Origin of the sequence: uncultured Dysosmobacter sp. (assembly GCF_947631165.1) — a bacterium.
Taxonomy (GTDB): Bacteria; Bacillota; Clostridia; order Oscillospirales; family Oscillospiraceae; genus Oscillibacter.
Map to the genome: position 1 here is coordinate 1 of NZ_CANRKH010000043.1, position 18046 is coordinate 18046.

The window sequence follows — 18046 nt, forward strand, 5'->3', positions numbered from 1 at the left end:
ATGATGACCTCGCCGTCCTTCACCACGTAGTCGATGTCCCGCTTCATGGTGCCGTGGGCCTTGATGGCCTGGTTGATATGGTGGTTCAGCGTGGCGTTGGAGGGGTCGGACAGGTTCTCCACATGGAAGAATTCCTCCGCCTTGGAGATGCCCCGGGCGGTGAGGGTCGCGGACTTGGCCTTCTCGTCCACCACATAGTCGGCGTCGATGTTGACGTCCTCTTCCTCCTTGTTGTCTACCTGGACCACTACCTGCTTTTTCAGGCGGGAGACGAACATCTCTGCCATGTCGTAGAGCTGAGTGGACTTTTCCCCCTGGCCGGAGATGATGAGGGGGGTGCGGGCCTCGTCGATGAGGATGGAGTCCACCTCGTCCACGATGGCGAAGGCATGGCCCCGCTGCACCAGCTCCGTGGAGTAGATGCACATATTGTCACGCAGATAGTCGAAGCCCATCTCGTTGTTGGTGCCGTAGGTGATGTCGGCGGCGTAGGCCTCCTGGCGCTCCTTGCTGGTGAGGCCGTGGACGATCAAGCCCACCTTCAGCCCCAGGAAGCGGTGGACTTTGCCCATCCACTCGCTGTCGCGCTTGGCCAGATAGTCGTTGACGGTGACGATGTGGACGCCCCGGCCCGTCAGGGCGTTCAGATAGGCGGGGAGGGTGGCCACCAGGGTCTTGCCCTCGCCGGTCTTCATCTCGGCGATGCGGCCCTGGTGCAGCACCACGCCGCCCACCAGCTGGACCCGGTAGGGCCGCAGGCCCAGCACCCGGTCGGCGGTCTCCCGCACGGTGGCGAAGGCCTCCGGCAGGATATCGTCCAGCGTCTCGCCATTCGCGAGGCGCTCCTTGAACTCCGCGGTCTTGGCCTGGAGCTGGGCGTCGGTCATGGCCTTGTACGCGTCGGCCATGGCCTCGATCTTGTCTACGATGGGGTAGATGGATTTCAGCTCCCGGGAGCTGTAATCGCCAAACAGTGTTTTCATCAGACCCATGATTTATGAAACATCCTTTCCAATTCCGGTTCTCTTGGGAGAAGAGGAAGAAATGTACAGATCTTTATCATCTGTGAAAGCTCATAAAAAAGCAAAGATAGCATACCACAACAGCGCCGGAAATGCAAAGAAAATCCAGGGGAACGCAAAAAATTTACAAAGTCCGATCTCCGGAGAACATCCGGCGGGCGCCGGCCCGCCGGAGGATCAAAATAAAAATATGTGGTAATATATGGAAAACTCTTTAGATTATGCTATATTATACATGAAGAAATCTTTCCAAAGGAGGCGAGTATTATAGGACCATAAATTGTATAAAAAACCTTATTGGTGCTGAGCAAAATTATTTTGTGCAGGTAACTGATTCCGAATTCGCAATTGCTACTAAAGCACACATTGATATTTTGGATAAATCCAGCATTAACGATGCAAAGGCCATTTATGAAATTAGTGATGAGATGGCAGAAACATTGGAAGAAATTTCCGATGCTGCTATCAGCAATGTAGAAAATAATATTGAAACCCGTCTAGTGGATGGAGTGGATTTGTACTTATCGGATACTTGGGTTTCTGGGTATCAAAATCGCGAATACCGTACAGAATATCTAAGTTTTAGAAACAGTGCTCCATATACTACTATTAAGAAAGGATTCAATACTTCTGTTTTAGAAGCAGCAGCCACCCTGGTTATTGGTTTTAAATTCAGTGGTTTTGCTACTGCGCTTACTGCATATCAAATTCTAAGAGATGCGTTTTATGATCCTACTGTAGTTGGTAGCTCAACGAAGTCCTTGCAATTTGCAGGTGACTGGGGTATTGTTATGGTATATACATATATCAAAGCTATCAATTATGCTGAGGGGGCAGTTGGCGATGCATTGCTCCGCTCCATTGAATCCAGGGTGCATGTAACAAACTGCAAATTTAATGTATATACACCAGGAGGAAACCCTGCAAATAATGAAACACAAAATACATCTGTCGGCCCCTTTGATTCACCACGGTACAATAGCACCCAAAATCGTCAAATTGTTTGTTATAATAGACGTCTTGAAACAATGCCATTAGACGAAAGCCCTGATACTTTAGATGTAACAGTTAGTGGATACACGGCTACAATTAATGTGACAAAAGGAATGATGTCCGCTTCATAAAATTTTAGCAGCAACATTGAGGAATTTTATGCCAATATTTATAAGTATTCTAACTTTATTTGTATGGATAATTGTAATTTTATCGCTAATAATTCAATTAAAAAAACCAGGCAAAAAAAGGATATTTACTCTGTCTGCGACTATCTTCTCGTGTGGTCTGATTTATTTGCTTTGCTTTTATTTCCCACATAATAATTTATTTCCGCCGCAAAAATATGCGCCAATTATAGTAGAGCCAATCTGTCAAACATCTAATGATATTAGTAAAAGTAACGAGGATATTTCTCTAGAGGTTCTTCAACACTGCAACCAAATTTATGCCTCTCGAAGTGCGTTGAGAACTATTTTTAACCAAATAAGTGCACAAGATGGGTATATTTACTTTTCTGAAAAAGGTAATGACAAAGCAAAAAATCATATCGGTTTTTCATATAATAGCAAAAATAACTTTATAAGGAAAGGCGGAATAGTATACTACACTTGGAATGATGTAGATTTATATACTGTACTAAATTGTAAAGAATAGCTGTATAAAAACGGAAGAAAGCGTTTGCTTATAGTGCGTTCAAGCTAATAGCTGATGTTAGAGAATTCCTCTAACAGTTTCTGAAAGCGAATTTGTACAAGTAATTTCAACAGAAATCAGCGCAAACCGCATTGATCTCCTGCGTTGTGAAGATGGTGTCATAACCATGCGGAAGTATATTTATGAAGCGCCTGTAACTGCACAGTTAAAAACAGTTACCCCCAGAACTATAACGCGGGGAAGCGATATGTATTGGGGATATTCGTATTTATCCAGTGATGTTGAAGAATTCGAAGAGGGTGTTTAAAGGAGGCTGTGGTTGAAAAGATACCGGATTCTTTTGACCTTAGGCCTGACCGCACTGCTCTGTTTGACGGCGTATCTCAGCTTGCGCCCAGAGCCAAGGGTCTATACCCGCGCTGAGCTGGAGGAGCTGTTTCAAAAGCAGCAGGTCACAGCTTTGCAGAAAGAATTTTCTGAAAAGCGGGTCCTGCTGGCCGAGCCGCTTGATGAGCAGGGCTTTGCCGCGCTTGCCGCGCGGTTCACCGCCAGCGGCGGGGCGCGGGAGCTTGATCTGGACGGAGAGCAGGTCAGGATATCCGGCGGGAGCATGCCGGACGGAAAGACCGCTGCTTTTTCAGAACGCGCGGATGGAGGCACCGTCCTGATGGTTCGGCTGCTGGAAGACGACAGCGCGGCCCATGGGTATCAGCAAATGGGGGATACGCTCCAGGAGAGCTTTTATAAGGTGGAATTTGACACTGGGAGATCGGTCAAGCTCACATTTGAGGGGAAGAAGGGGCGGCTCGAGGTGAACGGGGCTGCCTGACGCTGGGCCGCGTTCTTCCAGCGCTTTTCAGAGTATGCACATCAGCAATCATAGCCGCCCCTGCCGGAATGTCTCCGGCAGGGGCGGCTGCTCTGCTTGTGGGTATGTCTCAGGAAACGCCTCTTCGTTGGCGGGGATCTTGCAGAGATTTCAAGAAAAAGACAGTTCCGTGTCCAGCAGCATCCGCACCCGGCTCTCCACGGTGCCGCTGCGGGTGCTGGCGTCGTAATCCACGCCGACGATCAGGCTTCCCGGCAGGCTGCGCTGGAGCAGGGCGAACTGGCCTCGGGCGTAGACATGGCCCGGCAGGCAGCCGAAGGGCATGGTGGCCAGCACCTTGGGGTAGCCCGCCCGCACCCAGGCGGCGGTCTCCGCCGACAGCAGCCAGCCGCTGCCCACGGCACAGGACACAGGGGTCAGACCCGATGCCTGGGCCTTCAGCGCGGGATAGGGCGGCGGACAGGTGAAGCCCGCCTCCCGCAAAAGCGCCGCCAGCGCTTCCTGGCGGCGGGCCAGCCACACCATGCCGGCCTGACCGCCCAGCCGGAGCAGGGGGGAGCCGGCGTCCAGGTGGGTGTCCATGTAGTACAGGGCGTACCAGCTCAGACCGCCCACGGCCATCTCGCAGCCCTGCTCCGCCAGATAGGTCTCCAGGTCCCAGTTGCCCAGGCGGCAGTATTTGGTGTAGATGTCTCCCACCACGGCGATCTTCTGGATATCCCGCACCGCTGTGGGCACGGCGCGGAAATCCGCCGCCATCTCCCGGCAGCGGCGGAGGATGGACCGGCTGTCAAGCCCCCGGCCGGTCCGCAGACAGATAGAGAGCCGCTCCATCCAGCGCCGCCGGAGAGCGTCCGTCTCGCCGGGATAGGCCTCATAGGGGCGCGTCTGGTTCCGCAGCAGCATCAGGGCGTCGCCCCACAGCACGGCGGCGGCCGCCCGGCGAAGCATGGCGGAGGTGACCGGCAGAGCGGTATCCCGCTCGATGTCCCGAACGTTCAGGCTCAGCAGCCGCACCTGGGCAAAGCCTGCCCTGTCCAGCACAGGCCGCAGCAGCCGGATCAGGCAGGAGCCGCGGCAGGCGTCTCCCGCCTGGGAGATCAGCACGGCGGTGCGGGCTGGATCATACCGGCCACTTTGCAGGGCTGAAAGGACCTGTCCGGTGATGAGGACGAAGGGATAGCACAGGTCGTTGTGGACATGCCGCAGTCCCAGGTCCTCCACACCCTCCGTGCCGTCCAGCACCACGGCGTGCCATTGCGGGGATTCAAAGGCCCACTGCAGCAGGGGCCAGTGGGCGTCAAACAGGGCAGGGATCAGAAGAGTAGAGGCGGTCATGGCACGTCCTCCAGCTCCTCGTCCAGCAGCATGCGGATGCGGCTCTGCACGGTGCCCTCGCCGGTGCTGGCGTCGTAATCCACGCTGACCAGACGGACCTGGGGCAGCTTGCGCTGAAGGGCGGCGTACTGCCCCTTGCCGAAAATGTGCCCCGGCAGGCAGGCGAAGGGCTGGACGCACAGGATCTTGCGGTAACCCAGCCTGGCCCAGGCTGCCGCCTCAGCGGTGATGAGCCAGCCGTCCGCCACAGTGACATTCAGCGGGGCATAGCCCTCCGCCTGCTTTTTCATCTCCCCAAAGGGCGGCAGGGTCTCAAAGCCCGCGTCCCGCAGGATGTCCAGCATGTCCCGCTGGACGCCGGCCATATACCGTTTCAGCAAGCGGTACAGCTTCCGCTGGGCGGCGGAGCCTTTTACGGTATGGGTGTCCATATAGTATAGAGTGTACCAGGTGATGCCGCCCACGCCGATCCGGCAGTGCTCCGCCGCCAGATACGGCTGGAGCTTCCAGTTGCCCAGGCGGCAGTATTTGGTGTAGATCTCGCCGACGATGGCCACCTTCTGTACCGGGCGCTCCACCGTCTCCAGCTCCTGGAAGTCCCGGGCCATCTCCCGGCATCGGGCCAGTATGGCGGGCCGGGAGAGATTTCGTCCCTGCCGCAGATCCTGGCCCAGAGCTTCCATCCAGCGTTGCCAAAGCGCCTCCGCCGCCCCAGGAACGGCCTCATAGGGGCGGGCCTGGTCCCGCAGGATGGCCAGGGTATCGCCCCACACCGCCCCGGCCAAGGCCCGGCGGACCATCCGGGGCGTGATGGCGAGGCCGGCATCCCGGTCGATGCCCCGAACGTTCAGGCTCAGCAGGGCCACGTCCCGGTATCCGGCCTGGTCCAGGACCCGCCGCATCAGCCGGATGCCGCAGGAGCCGCGGCACTCGTCCCCGGCCTGGCCGAACAGCACGCCGCAGCGGGCCGGGTCGTATTTTCCGGAGGCCAGCGCCGACAGCACCTGCCCCGCGATCAAAAAGACCGGATAGCACAGCTCGTTGTGGAAATACCGCAGGCCCAGCTCCGCCAGCTGGGGGTCGTCCTCCGTCAGCAGCACCGGCTCCCATTCCTCCGACGCAAAGGCGTGCCGCAGCAGGGGAAACCAGTCGTCCAGCAGGGCGGGGATCAGCAAGGTACGGGAAGCCATGGCGCGTGCCTCCTTTCGGTATTGTCATATTACCAGCATAGAGCAATTCCCGCCGGATTACAAGAACAAAGCGGTTACAAAAACCGGCTTTCCTGCCTCGGGGCAAAAAGAAGGGGGCCGCTGGTGAAAATCAGCGGCCCCTTCAGGATCCATATCAATCGTTTTTTTAAATGCGCTTGCGAATCTCCGCGCCCATCTCCCGGCAGCCCACCAGCTTCCCGCCGCTCTGCATGATGTCGCCGCAGCGGAAGCCGTCCTTCAGGACCTGGTCCACGGCGTTTTCAACAGCGTCGGCCTCGGCGGCCATGTTGAAGCTGTACCGCAGCATCATGGCGGCGGCCAGGATGGTGCCGATGGGATTGGCCTTATCCTGGCCCGCGATGTCCGGGGCGGAGCCGTGGATCGGTTCATACAGGCCCCGGGTCCCCTCGCCCATGCTGGAGGAGGGGATCATGCCGATGGAGCCGGTGACCTGGCTGGCCTCGTCGGAGAGGATGTCGCCGAACAGGTTCTCCGTCACGATGACGTCGAACTGGCTGGGGTCCCGGACGATCTGCATGGAGGCATTGTCTACGTACATATGCAGCAGCTCCACATCGGGATACTCCTTAGCCACCTCGGTGACGGTCCTGCGCCACAGGCGGGAGGTATCCAGCACGTTGGCCTTATCAACGGAAGTGACCCGCTTACGGCGCTTTTGGGCCATCTGGAAGGCCACATGGGCGACCCGGCGGATCTCATGCTCAGCGTAGGACATGATGTCCGTGGCCTTCTGCTCGCCGTCCACCTGGGCGGTGGAGTGGTCGCCGAAGTACACGCCGCCGATCAGTTCCCGCACCACCACGAAGTCGATGCCTCTGGCGGCAATGTCTGGGCGCAGGGGACAGGCGGCGGAGAGGTCGGAGAACATCCGGGCGGGACGGACGTTGGTATAGAGGCCCATGGAGCCCCGCAGCTTCAAAAGGCCCCGCTCGGGGCGGTTGGAGGCGGGCTGGCTGTCCCACTTGGGGCCGCCCACGGCGCCCAGCAGCACGCTGTCGGCGGCCAGGCAGGTCTCCAAGCTGGAATCCGGCAGGGGAACGCCGAAGGCGTCGATGGCACAGCCGCCCATGGGGGCGTCCTTGTAGGTGAAGGCGTGGCCGAATTTGGCGGCCACGGCGTCCAGCACGCCCATGGCTTCGGTGACGATCTCGGGGCCGATGCCGTCGCCCTTGATGACGGCAATGGTCTTTTCCATGCTCATGCCTCCTTGTCCTTCAGGGAGGCCATCAGGCCGCCCTTGACGATCATGTTCTTGATGAAGGGCGGGAACGGCTCCGCCTGATAGGTCTCGTTTTTGGTGATGTTGGTGATGACGCCGGAGTCAAAGTCCACGGCCACCTCGTCTCCCGCGCTGATGCCATCACTGGCGGCGGGGCACTCCAGAATGGCCATACCGATGTTGATGGCGTTGCGGTAGAAGATGCGGGCGAAGTTCTTGGCGATGACACAGGAGATGCCGGCGGCCTTGAGGGCGATAGGGGCATGCTCCCGGGAGGAGCCGCAGCCGAAGTTCAGCCCGGCCACCATGATGTCGCCGTCTTTGACCTTGTGGATGAATTCCTTGTCGATTTCCTCCATGCAGTGGGAGGCCAGCTCCTTGTGGCTCTGGGTGTTCAGATACCGGGCGGGGATGATGACGTCGGTATCCACGTGGTCCCCATACTTATGCGCGATTCCATGTGCGTTCATTTGTTTACGACCTCCTCGGGATGAGAAATATGTCCGGCAATGCCGGAGGCGGCGGCCACGGCGGGGGAGGCCAGATAGACCTCACTCTTCGCATGGCCCATGCGGCCCACGAAGTTGCGGTTGGTGGTGGAAACGCACCGCTCGCCCTCTGCCAGGATGCCCATGTAGCCGCCCAGGCACGGCCCGCAGGTGGGGGTCGAGACGACGCAGCCGGCATCCAGGAAAATGTCAGTGTAGCCCAGGCGCATGCACTCCCGGTATACGTGCTCAGTGGCGGGGATGATGATGCCCCGGACGTCCTTGGCCAGATGGCGGCCCTTCAGGACTTCGGCGGCGGCGGCCATGTCCGCCAGCTGGCCGTTGGTGCAGGAGCCGATGACGATCTGGTCGATGGCGATGTCCTTGCCCTCCCGGGCGCTGTGGGCGTTCTCCGGCAGATGGGGCCAGGCCACGGTGCAGTCCACCTGAGAGAGGTCAAGGTCGATAGTCCGCTCGTACTCGGCGTCCGCATCCGCCTCATAGGTGGTCCAGGGACGGTCCACCCGGCCCTCCACATAGGCGCGGGTGATGTCATCTACGGGGAAGATGCCGTTTTTGGCGCCGGCCTCGATCGCCATGTTGCAGATGGTCAGGCGGTCATAGATGGTGAGGGCGGCCACGCCGGGGCCGGTGAACTCCAGGGACTGGTAGCGGGCACCGTCCACGCCGATCATGCCGATGAGAGTCAGGATCACATCCTTGCCGGAGACATAGGGGCGGAGCTTGCCGGTGAGGTTGACCTTGATGGCGGAGGGGACTTTGAACCAAAGCTCGCCCGTCGCCATGGCGGCGCCTATGTCAGTGGAGCCGACGCCGGTGGAAAAGGAACCCAGCGCACCGTAGGTGCAGGTGTGGGAGTCGGCGCCGATGACCGCCTCGCCGGGGGCTACCAGGCCCTTTTCCGGCAGCAGGGCGTGCTCGATGCCCATGGTGCCCACATCGTAATAGTGGTCGATGTCGAACCTCCGGGCAAAGGCGCGGCACTGCTTGCACTGGGTCGCCGCCTTGATGTCCTTGTTGGGGACGAAGTGGTCCATCACCAGGGCGATCTTGCTCTTGTCAAACACCCGGTCGAAGCCCGCTGCCTCAAACTCGTTGATGGCGACTGGGGTTGTGATGTCGTTGCCCATAATCAGGTCCAGCTTGGACTGGATCAGCTGTCCTGACCGGACCTCCGGAAGCCCGGCATGGGCCGCCAGAATTTTTTGTGTCATAGTCATTCCCATAGCTGTTTCTCCTTATCTTTATGCATTTTATGCGTTTGCTTCCATGATCTTATTGATGCCGTTGACATAGGCCCGGATAGAGGACTCGATGATGTCCGTGGACAGGCCCGTGCCGGTGTAGGACTCGCCGTGCTCATCCTCCAACTTCACCACCGCCTCGCCGATGGCGTCCTCGCCGTCGGTGACGGCGTTCAGGCTGAAGCTCTCCAGCTTGATGTCCATGTTCAGCATCCGGTTGATGGCCTTGAAGGACGCGTCCAGAGGACCGGAGCCGATAGCAACCTCCTCCAGCACCTCATCATCCCGCGTCAGCTTGATGCAGGAGGTGTTGGGTACGCCGTCGCCGGCGTTGATGACATGGCTCACCAGACGGCAGGCACCCCGGACGTTATTGCGCCGGTGGAGGACCAGGGCCTCCAGGTCGGAGCCGGTGATGTTCTTTTTCTTGTCCGCCAGGGATTTGAAGCGGGTAAACACGGCCTCCAGCTCCTCGTCGGTCAGCTCATAGCCCATGGTCTCCAGCTTCTCCCGCAGGGCGTGCTTGCCGGAGTGCTTGCCCAGCACCATGGTGTTCTGGGGCACGCCCACCTCGGCGGGGGTCATAATCTCATAGGTCTGGGCATTGGCCAGCACGCCGTGCTGGTGGATGCCGGACTCATGGGCGAAGGCGTTGGCACCCACGATGGCCTTGCTGGGGGGGATAGGCACGCCGGTAATGTTGCTGAGGAGCTTGCTGGAGCGGTAGATCTGGCGGGTGTTGATGCCGGTCTCCGCGTCATAGAAGCTCTGGCGGGTCCGCAGAGCCATGACCAGCTCCTCCAGGCTGGCGTTGCCTGCCCGCTCGCCGATGCCGTTGACGGTGCATTCCACCTGGGTCGCGCCAGCTTTGATACAGGCCAGGGAATTGGCCACGGCCATGCCCAGGTCGTTGTGGCAGTGGACGGAGATGTCCACATTTTCGATCCCTGGGACATTTTGACGCAGGTAAACGATGAGGTCCGACATCTCCTGGGGAGTTGAGTAGCCCACGGTATCGGGGATGTTCAGGGTCGTGGCGCCGGCACTTATAGCGTTGATGCAGCACTGGACCAGAAAGGCCCAGTCAGTGCGGGAGGCGTCCTCAGCGGAGAACTCGATGTCATCGCAGAGGCTTTTGGCGTAGGCCACCATTTCGCTGATGCGGGAGAGCACCTGCTCCCGGGTCATTTTCAGCTTGTATTCCATATGGATGTCGCTGGTGGCCAGGAACACGTGGATGCGCGGATGCTTGGCATCCTTCACCGCGTCCCAGGCGGCGTCGATGTCGCCCTTGGCGCAGCGGGCCAGAGAGGCCACAGAGCAGTTGGACACGGCTCCGGCAATGGCCTGGACGCTCTTGTGGTCCATGGGGGAGGCGATGGCAAAGCCCGCCTCGATCACGTCCACGCCCAGCTTTTCCAGCTGCTTTGCCATTTCGATCTTCTCCGTCAGGTTCATGCTGCAGCCGGGGGACTGCTCGCCGTCCCGCAGGGTCGTATCGAAGATTTTGATGCGATTCATGATTGATTCCTCCTGTACGATGTTTGATCCAGACAACAAAAAAAGCCTTCGTCTTCTTCACATTGAAGAGACGAAAGCCTGAACTTCCGCGGTACCACTCTCATTGGCAAAAAAATTGCCCGCTCCCGGCATCAGCGGATATGCTCCGCGAATCCCGCCTCTCTGGTAACGGTGAGGAATCCCGTTTCCGCCTAAGCCGCATGCGGCCTCAGCGGAAATACTCGAGGGCCAGTGACGTCCTTTCTCTCCGCACCGCCTCGCACCGGCCGGCGGCTCTCTGAAGCATCCTGAATGGACTTTTTCCCTGTCATCGTATCTGTTCATTTTGCTGTTGAACAATAAAATACAGGAAGAAGGGAAACTTGTCAAGAAAAATTTTTCTTTCCCGGCGGCCGGGGGTGGGGAGATGTCAGACAGCCGCCTGCGTTGTCTGAGAAAAAAACCAGCGTACCAAGGGGCGGGTCCCCACAAAAAAATGGGTAAATTGCACATAAAAATCAAATACAATATAAATGGATTCGTTCAAATATTCAGAAAAGTGAAAAAAACCTCAATTTGCAGTTGCGCTTTAATGCGGCGATATGTATAATAACAAAACAAGACAGGCAGAAATGCTTCAGCTGAAATTGTGGTGGCCGTGTTTGAGACGGCGGGGGATCCCATGTTTATGATGGCTCTCATCAACATCCTGATGATTAGCATTATTCTGATTCTGGTACTGGTCATTTTAGTACAGAATACGAATAGTGCGTTTGGTCATGCGCCGAGCAAGGATGTCATCGCTGGACTTCACCGGATCTCCGCAGAAAGCCGCTGATAGCCTCAATCGAAATTCTTGAAAGTCCGTGACCCGACGCAGGGCCGCGGACTTTGTTTTGTATGGGAGGGATGGATATGGAAATGACAGGCGCGCGAATCTTGATCGAGAGCCTCCTGCGGGAGGGTGTGGAACACATCTTCGGCTATGCCGGCGCCACCATCTGCCCGGCGGTGGACGCTCTGAAGGAGCATCCCGAGATCGGCTACACACTGGTCCGCACGGAGCAGAACGCCGGCCACATGGCCTCCGGCTACGCCCGGGTATCCGGCAGGGTGGGCGTGTGCATGGTGACCAGCGGCCCCGGCGCCACCAACCTGATCACCGGCGTTGCCACGGCCTATATGGACTCGATCCCTATGGTGGCCATCACCGGGCAGGTCCCCAGCAGTCTGCTGGGCCGGGATATCTTCCAAGAGGTGGACATCACCGGGGCGGTGACTCCCTTCACCAAGCACAATTACCTGGTGAAGGACGCCGCCAGGCTGCCCCAGGTGGTCAAGGAGGCGTTCTATCTGGCCTCTACCGGCCGTCCCGGTCCGGTGCTGATCGACGTTCCCATCGACGTGCAGGAGCAGCTGGTGGAGGACCCGGACTTCCCGGAGAGCGTCAGCATCCGGGGCTACAAACCCTCTGTCAGGGGCAACGACCTGCAGATCAAGCGGGTCGCCGAGGCCATCTCCCAGTCCAGACAGCCGGTGATCTGCGCCGGCGGCGGCGTGTGGCTGGCGGACGCTCAGGCGGAGCTGGTGGAGCTGGCGGAGCGGTATGCCATCCCGGTGGTCAAGACCATGATGGGCCTGTCCGTTCTGCCCACGGACCACCCGCTGAACCTGGGCATGATCGGCGCCCACGGCAACCGCTGTGCCAACAAGGCCCTGGCCAAGTCCGACCTGCTCATCATGGTGGGCAGCCGGGTGGCGGACCGGGCCATCATCTCCCCGGAGGAGATCCAGCGCCGCATGGCTACCATCCACATCGATGTGGACCCGGCGGAGATCGGCAAAAACATGCAGGCCGCCATCCCCCTGGTGGGCGATGTGAAGGTCATCCTGCAGCAGCTGCTGGCGCTGGAGGTCCCGGCGCCCGACGCGGCGGAATGGCGGGAGCGGCTGAAGGGATACCGCAGGGCGGAGCTGGACCGGGAATTCCCCCGGCGGGAAGGCTCCGTGTTCCCCGGCACTGTGATGCGGAAGCTGGGACGGCGGCTGGACGACAACGCTGTAGTCTGTGTGGACGTGGGCCAGAATCAGATCTTCGCCTGCAAATACCTGCCCCAGAAGCACGGGCGGCTGCTGACCTCCGGGGGCCTGGGCACCATGGGCTACGCCCTGCCCGCCGCCGTGGGCGTCAAGGTGGCCCAGCCGGAGCGGCAGACCGTTGTGATCTGCGGCGACGGATCTTTCCAGATGGCGATGAACGAGCTGTCCGCCATCCGCCGCGCCGGAATGGACATCAAGATCGTCCTCTTCCGCAACCACGTGCTGGGACTGGTCCATCAGATCCAGAAGACGGCTCCCTATCATGGCCCCTTCGGCGTGGACCTGGACGGCTCCCCTGATTTTGCGGCCATCGCTGCAGCTTACGGTATTCCCAGTTTGACGGCGGATGATGAGGACAAGCTGGACGAGACCCTGGACCGGTTCCTGGCCGTGAAGGGCAGCTGCATCCTGATCTGCGAGGTCAGTCCCGATGTGGGCACCACGGACTGAGAGGAAGGAGAAAGGCCATGAAACAGACGATTTCCGTGCTGGTGGAGAACCAGGCGGGTGTCCTGAATCGGATCACCAGCCTCTTTTCCCGCCGGGCTTTCAACATTGATTCCCTGGCCGTGGGCGTCACCGACGACCCGACCCTCTCCCGCATCACCATCATCGTGGACAATGGCAACAGCGTGGTGGAGCAGGTGGAAAAGCAGCTGAACAAGCTGGTGGAGGTCATCAAGGTCCGCACGCTGGATGAGAACAGCCTCATCGGCCGGGAGCTGATGATCATCAAGGTCAGCGCCAATAAAAGCAGCCGCGAGCATATCATGACCATCTGCAGCATCTGCGGCGCCAAGGTGGCGGACATCTCTCCCACCTCCATGACCCTGGAGCTGTCCGACACCCCGGACCGGGTCAGCACCTTTGAGGATATGATGCGCCCCTTCAACATCTTGGAGGTGGCCCGCACCGGCGTTATCGCCCTGCAAAAGGGCGGCGGCAAAATTTAGTCAGCGGCTTGCTGCTTGTTTGAAAAAAGCTGCGGCCTGCTGCAGAGCACTCGCTTCGCTCGCGCGTCTGCAGGCCGGGAGGGCTTTTTTCGGCAGACATGCCGCCGGAAAATAATTGGACGAATTTGGATTTGTTCTGCCGTCCGCGGACGGCGAAACTCTGCGAGACTATTTCCAATCGTCGATAGACTGGAGTGAACACGAAATGAAGATCAGAGCGACCGCGGCTATTATGGAATGCCTGCTGGAGCAGGAGGTGGATACCATTTTCGGCTATCCCGGCGGCACCATTTTGAATTTGTACGACGAGCTGTACCGGTACCAGGACAGGATCCGCCATGTGCTGACAGCCCATGAGCAGGGCGCGGCCCACGCGGCGGACGGCTATGCCCGATCCACGGGCAGGGTGGGGGTGTGCTTCGCCACCAGTGGTCCCGGCGCCACCAATCTCACCACCGGCATCGCCACCGCCCATCTGGACTCCTCGCCTGTGGTGTTCATCACCTGCAACGTGGGAGAGAGCCTGCTGGGCAAGGATTCCTTCCAGGAGGTGGACACCACCGGAATCGCCATGCCCATCACCAAGGCCACCTACCTGGTGCGGGACCCCCAGACCATCCCCGACGTGATGCGCCAGGCCTTCGCCGTGGCGGCCACCGGCCGGCCCGGTCCGGTGCTCATCGACTTTCTGAAGAACGTCACCGCGCCGGATGTGATGATCGACTATGAGTTCGTTCCCTGGAACCAGAACCGCGCCTGCTCATCTATCCAGGCGCTGGCCAGCAGCCACGCGCTGAAGGCCCCGGAGCCTGACCAGGGCGATATCGACACCCTGGTGGATATGATCGCCCAGTCGGAGCGGCCGCTGCTGATCTGCGGCGGCGGCGTGGTCCGGGGCAAGGCCGACCAGGTATTCCGGAAGTTCGCGGAAAAGCTGGATGCTCCGGTGGCCATCACTGTCATGGGCGGCGGCGGTTTCCCCGGCAGCCATCCATTGACCACCGGCATGATCGGCATGCACGGCTCCCAGGCGTCCAATGTGGCCTGCGCCGAGTGCGATCTGCTGATCGCCGTAGGATGCCGCTTCTCTGACCGGGTAGCCCTGGACCCCGCCACCTTCGCCAGTCAGGCCAAGGTCGTCCAGATCGACATCGACCGGGCGGAGATCGACAAAAATGTTTTGACGGATCACCACATCATCGGCTCCGCCAAGCGGGTCCTGACCCTGCTGAACGAGAAGATGCCCCAGTACGACCACACCGCCTGGAAAGAACATATCCTGCCCATGCGGGCACCCTCCGTGGCGGAGGACAGCCCTAAGCTGACGCCCCAGCAGGTGTTGGAGGTCATTCGCCTCCAGGCCCCCCATGATACCATCGTAGCTACCGATGTGGGCCAGCATCAGATGTGGTCTATCAAGTATCTGCACTTCGACTATCCCGGCCAGCTCCTGACCTCCGGCGGCTTCGGCACCATGGGCTTTGGCCTGGGCGCCGCCATAGGCGCCCAGATGGGCAACCCGGATAAGCGGGTCGTCCACGTCACCGGCGACGGCTGCTTCCGCATGAACTGTCACGAGCTGTGCACGGTGGAACACTACGGCCTGCCCATCATCACCGTGATCTTCAACAACGGCACGCTGGGCATGGTCCGCCAGTGGCAGAGTCTGATCTACGGCAAACGCTACTCTGAGACCACCCTGGACCGGGGACCGGACTTTGTCAAGCTGGCGGAGGCTTACGGCTTGAAGGGCTTCCGGGTCACCGACCGGGCGGAGATGGAGACGGCCTTTGCCCAGGCCCTGGCCTGCGGCTCCGGCGCGGTGATCGACTGCGTGCTGGACATTGACGAGATGGTGCGCCCCATGGTGGCCGCCGGCTCGCCCATCACGGATTTTCTGCTGAAGGAGGGCTCCAAATGAAAAAGCCGCTGGATACCAGACGAAAGCTCTATACCATGTGCATTCTGGTGGAGGACGTCCCCGGCGTGCTCAGCCAGGTGTCCCGCCTGTTCTCCCGGAAGGGCTATAACATTGAATCCATCGTCTCCGGCGCTACGGACAAGCCCGGCATCGCCCGCATCTCCATCGAGCTGATCGGCGACGAGCTGATGATCGATCAGATCGCGGCCCAGTGCCGCAAGCTGCTGCCGGTCAAGGCGGTGAAGATCCTGGACGAGGAGACCTGCATCCGCCGGGAGATCGCCCTGATCAAGGTCAGCTGCGCCGACCGGGTCTCCCGGGACGAGATCATCCAGCTGGTGAACATCTTCCGGGCCAAGGTCATCGACGTGGCCAAAAACGCCCTGACTATCTGGGTGTTCGGCAGCCAGAGCAAAAATGCGGCGCTCATTGAGATGCTGGAGGACTTCGGCATCCTGGAGATCGCAAAGACCGGCACTATCGCCATCGAACGAGGGTGTAACACAATATACGACGAGAGCAAATTGAAGGAGGAATACGAATATGGCAAAAATGTATTATGAGAAGGACTGCGACCTGAGCAAGCTGGACGGCAAGAAGATCGGCATCATCGGCTACGGCTCCCAGGGCCACGCCCATGCGCTGAACCTGAAGGAATCCGGCTGCGACGTGTGTGTGGGCCTGCGTCCCGGCAGCAAGAACTGGGCCAACGCCGAGAAGGCCGGCCTGAAGGTCATGAGCGTGGCCGACACCGCCAAGTGGGCTGATGTGGTGATGATCCTCATCAACGACGAGGTCCAGGCCGACGTTTACAAGCGGGACATCGCCCCCAACCTGGAGGCCGGCAACGCCCTGATGTTTGCCCACGGCTTCAACATCCACTTCAAGCAGATCGTTCCCCCCGCCGATGTGGACGTGCTGATGATCGCCCCCAAGGGCCCCGGCCACACCGTCCGCTCTACCTATGTCAACGGCAAGGGCGTGCCCTGCCTGCTGGCCGTAGAGCAGAACGCCACCGGCAAGGCCTATGATATCGGCCTGGCTTACGCCGCCGGCATCGGCGGCGCCCGGGGCGGCGTGATGGAGACCACCTTCCAGGATGAGACCGAGACCGACCTCTTCGGCGAGCAGGCCGTCCTCTGCGGCGGCGTGGTGGAGCTGATGAAGCTGGGCTTCGAGACTCTGGTGGAAGCCGGCTACGCCCCCGAGAACGCCTATTTCGAGTGCATCCACGAGATGAAGCTCATCATCGACCTCATCAACAAGGGCGGCGTGGCCATGATGAACTACTCCATCTCCGATACCGCCGAGTACGGCGAGTATGTCTCCGGCCCCCGCATCCTGCCCTATGAGGAGACCAAGAAGAACATGAAGGCCGTCCTCACCGACATTCAGAACGGCTCCTTCGCCGGCAAGTGGATCGCCGAGAACAAGACCGGCCGCTGCTTCTTCAATGCCTCTCGGGCCATCCTGGCCAAGCACCAGATGGAGACCGTGGGCGCCGAGCTGCGGAAGAACATGCTCTGGGGCAACGACACCGATCCCGATACTGCTTCCAACTGATAGCACGACCAATACCGCGGAGCGGCGCGATTCATCGTGCCGCTCCGTGAAAACCGGCGGGCCGCTCGCCGCAAAAGCGGCACAGCCGCGGCACATTGACAAGATTGTGTCCGGTAACGCATGGAGGTTTACAATGAGAAGTGACGTGGTGAAAAAGGGCATCCCCGCCGCCCCCAACCGCTCTTTGCTGTATGCCCTGGGCTATACAAAGGAAGAGCTGGAGCGCCCGCTGATCGGCGTGGTCTGCTCCTATAACGAGATCGTCCCCGGCCACATGAATCTGGATAAGATCGCCGAGGCGGTAAAAGCGGGCATCCGCTCCGCCGGCGGCACGCCGGTGGAGTTCCCCGCCATCGCCGTGTGCGACGGCATCGCCATGGGCCATGTGGGCATGAAGTACTCCCTGGTGACCCGGGAGCTGATCGCCGACTCCACCGAGGCCATGGCGATCGCCCATCAGTTTGACGGTCTGGTGATGATCCCCAACTGCGACAAAAACGTGCCCGGCCTGCTGATGGCTGCGGCCCGTGTGAATATCCCCACCATCTTCGTCTCCGGCGGTCCCATGCTGGCAGGCACGCTGAACGACGGCCGCCGCACCTGCCTGAGCCACATGTTCGAGGCGGTGGGGGCCTATTACGCCGGCAAGCTGGACGAGGAGGGCGTGGAGGAATATGAGAACAACGCCTGCCCCACCTGCGGCTCCTGCTCCGGCATGTATACCGCCAACTCCATGAACTGCCTCACCGAGGCCATCGGCATGGCCCTGCGGGGCAACGGCACCATCCCCGCCGTGTGGTCCGCCCGGCTCCGCCTGGCCAAGCACGCGGGCATGAAGATCATGGAGCTGGTGGAGAAGGACATCCGGCCCCGGGACATCATGACCCCCGCCGCCTTCCACAACGCCGAGACGGTGGACATGGCCCTGGGCTGCTCCACCAACACCATGCTCCACCTGCCCGCCAT

The 18046-nt window shown here is 59.7% G+C and carries 17 protein-coding genes and 1 other annotated feature; of the genes, 10 read left to right on the top strand and 7 right to left on the bottom strand.

Annotated elements, in window-relative coordinates:
* Window positions 1-995 (bottom strand): DEAD/DEAH box helicase (locus Q0Z69_RS14310; RefSeq protein WP_367272324.1); only part of this gene is annotated, 995 nt, incomplete at its 3' end.
* Window positions 996-1044: 49 nt separating this feature from the next.
* Here Q0Z69_RS14310 and Q0Z69_RS14315 point away from each other — a divergent pair.
* From Q0Z69_RS14315 to Q0Z69_RS14330, 4 genes are all read left to right on the top strand, one after another.
* Window positions 1045-1221, top strand: coding sequence for a hypothetical protein (locus Q0Z69_RS14315; RefSeq protein ID WP_298035020.1), 177 nt, complete (start codon window positions 1045-1047; stop codon window positions 1219-1221).
* A gap of 121 nt (window positions 1222-1342) precedes the next feature.
* Window positions 1343-2146, top strand: a complete 804-nt coding sequence (locus tag Q0Z69_RS14320) for a hypothetical protein (protein ID WP_298035022.1) — start codon at window positions 1343-1345, stop codon at window positions 2144-2146.
* A gap of 28 nt (window positions 2147-2174) precedes the next feature.
* A complete protein-coding gene (locus Q0Z69_RS14325; RefSeq protein ID WP_298035023.1) occupies window positions 2175-2672 on the top strand; it encodes a hypothetical protein in 498 nt (165 codons plus the stop codon).
* Between the two features lie 319 nt (window positions 2673-2991).
* Window positions 2992-3501, top strand: coding sequence for a hypothetical protein (locus tag Q0Z69_RS14330; RefSeq protein ID WP_298035025.1), 510 nt, complete (start codon window positions 2992-2994; stop codon window positions 3499-3501).
* Between the two features lie 150 nt (window positions 3502-3651).
* Here the strand turns inward: Q0Z69_RS14330 and Q0Z69_RS14335 are convergent, their stop codons facing one another.
* The 6 genes from Q0Z69_RS14335 to Q0Z69_RS14360 form a co-directional block, all read right to left on the bottom strand.
* The gene (locus Q0Z69_RS14335) at window positions 3652-4839 is read right to left on the bottom strand and encodes a hypothetical protein (protein ID WP_298035028.1); all 1188 of its coding nucleotides are present in this window, start codon (window positions 4837-4839) and stop codon (window positions 3652-3654) included.
* Window positions 4836-6029, bottom strand: coding sequence for a hypothetical protein (locus Q0Z69_RS14340; protein WP_298035030.1), 1194 nt, complete (start codon window positions 6027-6029; stop codon window positions 4836-4838). Before Q0Z69_RS14340 ends, Q0Z69_RS14335 begins: the two co-directional genes overlap by 4 nt.
* Window positions 6030-6195: 166 nt before the next feature.
* The gene (leuB, locus tag Q0Z69_RS14345; RefSeq protein ID WP_298035032.1) at window positions 6196-7266 is read right to left on the bottom strand and encodes a 3-isopropylmalate dehydrogenase; all 1071 of its coding nucleotides are present in this window, start codon (window positions 7264-7266) and stop codon (window positions 6196-6198) included.
* Window positions 7267-7268: 2 nt separating this feature from the next.
* A complete protein-coding gene (leuD, locus tag Q0Z69_RS14350; RefSeq protein ID WP_298035034.1) occupies window positions 7269-7760 on the bottom strand; it encodes a 3-isopropylmalate dehydratase small subunit in 492 nt (163 codons plus the stop codon).
* Window positions 7757-9025: a 3-isopropylmalate dehydratase large subunit gene (gene leuC, locus Q0Z69_RS14355; RefSeq protein WP_298035036.1), complete on the bottom strand. Its 1269-nt coding sequence runs from the start codon at window positions 9023-9025 to the stop codon at window positions 7757-7759. Before leuC ends, leuD begins: the two co-directional genes overlap by 4 nt.
* 27 nt (window positions 9026-9052) lie before the next feature.
* Window positions 9053-10585 (bottom strand): 2-isopropylmalate synthase, encoded by a 1533-nt coding sequence (locus Q0Z69_RS14360; protein WP_298035046.1) that lies wholly within the window; start codon window positions 10583-10585, stop codon window positions 9053-9055.
* A gap of 42 nt (window positions 10586-10627) precedes the next feature.
* Window positions 10628-10884, bottom strand: a binding site (T-box leader).
* A 574-nt stretch (window positions 10885-11458) separates the two neighbouring features.
* On the opposite strand from Q0Z69_RS14360, the gene ilvB (Q0Z69_RS14365) reads away from it, so the two are divergent.
* From ilvB (Q0Z69_RS14365) to Q0Z69_RS14390, 6 genes are all read left to right on the top strand, one after another.
* Window positions 11459-13093, top strand: coding sequence for a biosynthetic-type acetolactate synthase large subunit (ilvB, locus tag Q0Z69_RS14365; protein ID WP_298035038.1), 1635 nt, complete (start codon window positions 11459-11461; stop codon window positions 13091-13093).
* 17 nt (window positions 13094-13110) lie between these two features.
* On the top strand, window positions 13111-13596 hold the full coding sequence (ilvN, locus tag Q0Z69_RS14370) for an acetolactate synthase small subunit (protein ID WP_298035040.1): 486 nt from the start codon (window positions 13111-13113) through the stop codon (window positions 13594-13596).
* A 205-nt stretch (window positions 13597-13801) separates the two neighbouring features.
* A complete protein-coding gene (ilvB, locus tag Q0Z69_RS14375; protein ID WP_298035042.1) occupies window positions 13802-15517 on the top strand; it encodes a biosynthetic-type acetolactate synthase large subunit in 1716 nt (571 codons plus the stop codon).
* Window positions 15514-16080, top strand: a complete 567-nt coding sequence (gene ilvN, locus Q0Z69_RS14380) for an acetolactate synthase small subunit (RefSeq protein WP_298035043.1) — start codon at window positions 15514-15516, stop codon at window positions 16078-16080. Before ilvB (Q0Z69_RS14375) ends, ilvN (Q0Z69_RS14380) begins: the two co-directional genes overlap by 4 nt.
* The gene (ilvC, locus tag Q0Z69_RS14385) at window positions 16061-17080 is read left to right on the top strand and encodes a ketol-acid reductoisomerase (RefSeq protein ID WP_298035044.1); all 1020 of its coding nucleotides are present in this window, start codon (window positions 16061-16063) and stop codon (window positions 17078-17080) included. Before ilvN (Q0Z69_RS14380) ends, ilvC begins: the two co-directional genes overlap by 20 nt.
* Window positions 17081-17213: 133 nt before the next feature.
* Window positions 17214-18046, top strand: an 833-nt coding sequence (locus Q0Z69_RS14390; protein ID WP_298035045.1) for a dihydroxy-acid dehydratase, incomplete at its 3' end; no start/stop codon positions are given.

Excerpts from the sequence above, each read along its gene's own strand:
- ilvB (WP_298035042.1), top strand. The coding sequence starts at position 13,802 with ATGAAGATCAGAGCGACCGCGGCTATTATGGAATGCCTGCTGGAGCAG.
- leuC (WP_298035036.1), bottom strand. The coding sequence starts at position 9,025 with ATGGGAATGACTATGACACAAAAAATTCTGGCGGCCCATGCCGGGCTT.
- leuB (WP_298035032.1), bottom strand. The coding sequence starts at position 7,266 with ATGGAAAAGACCATTGCCGTCATCAAGGGCGACGGCATCGGCCCCGAG.
- ilvB (WP_298035038.1), top strand. The coding sequence starts at position 11,459 with ATGGAAATGACAGGCGCGCGAATCTTGATCGAGAGCCTCCTGCGGGAG.
- Q0Z69_RS14335 (WP_298035028.1), bottom strand. The coding sequence starts at position 4,839 with ATGACCGCCTCTACTCTTCTGATCCCTGCCCTGTTTGACGCCCACTGG.
- ilvC (WP_298035044.1), top strand. The coding sequence starts at position 16,061 with ATGGCAAAAATGTATTATGAGAAGGACTGCGACCTGAGCAAGCTGGAC.
- Q0Z69_RS14340 (WP_298035030.1), bottom strand. The coding sequence starts at position 6,029 with ATGGCTTCCCGTACCTTGCTGATCCCCGCCCTGCTGGACGACTGGTTT.
- Q0Z69_RS14315 (WP_298035020.1), top strand. The coding sequence starts at position 1,045 with ATGTACAGATCTTTATCATCTGTGAAAGCTCATAAAAAAGCAAAGATA.
- leuD (WP_298035034.1), bottom strand. The coding sequence starts at position 7,760 with ATGAACGCACATGGAATCGCGCATAAGTATGGGGACCACGTGGATACC.
- ilvN (WP_298035043.1), top strand. The coding sequence starts at position 15,514 with ATGAAAAAGCCGCTGGATACCAGACGAAAGCTCTATACCATGTGCATT.
- ilvN (WP_298035040.1), top strand. The coding sequence starts at position 13,111 with ATGAAACAGACGATTTCCGTGCTGGTGGAGAACCAGGCGGGTGTCCTG.
- Q0Z69_RS14325 (WP_298035023.1), top strand. The coding sequence starts at position 2,175 with ATGCCAATATTTATAAGTATTCTAACTTTATTTGTATGGATAATTGTA.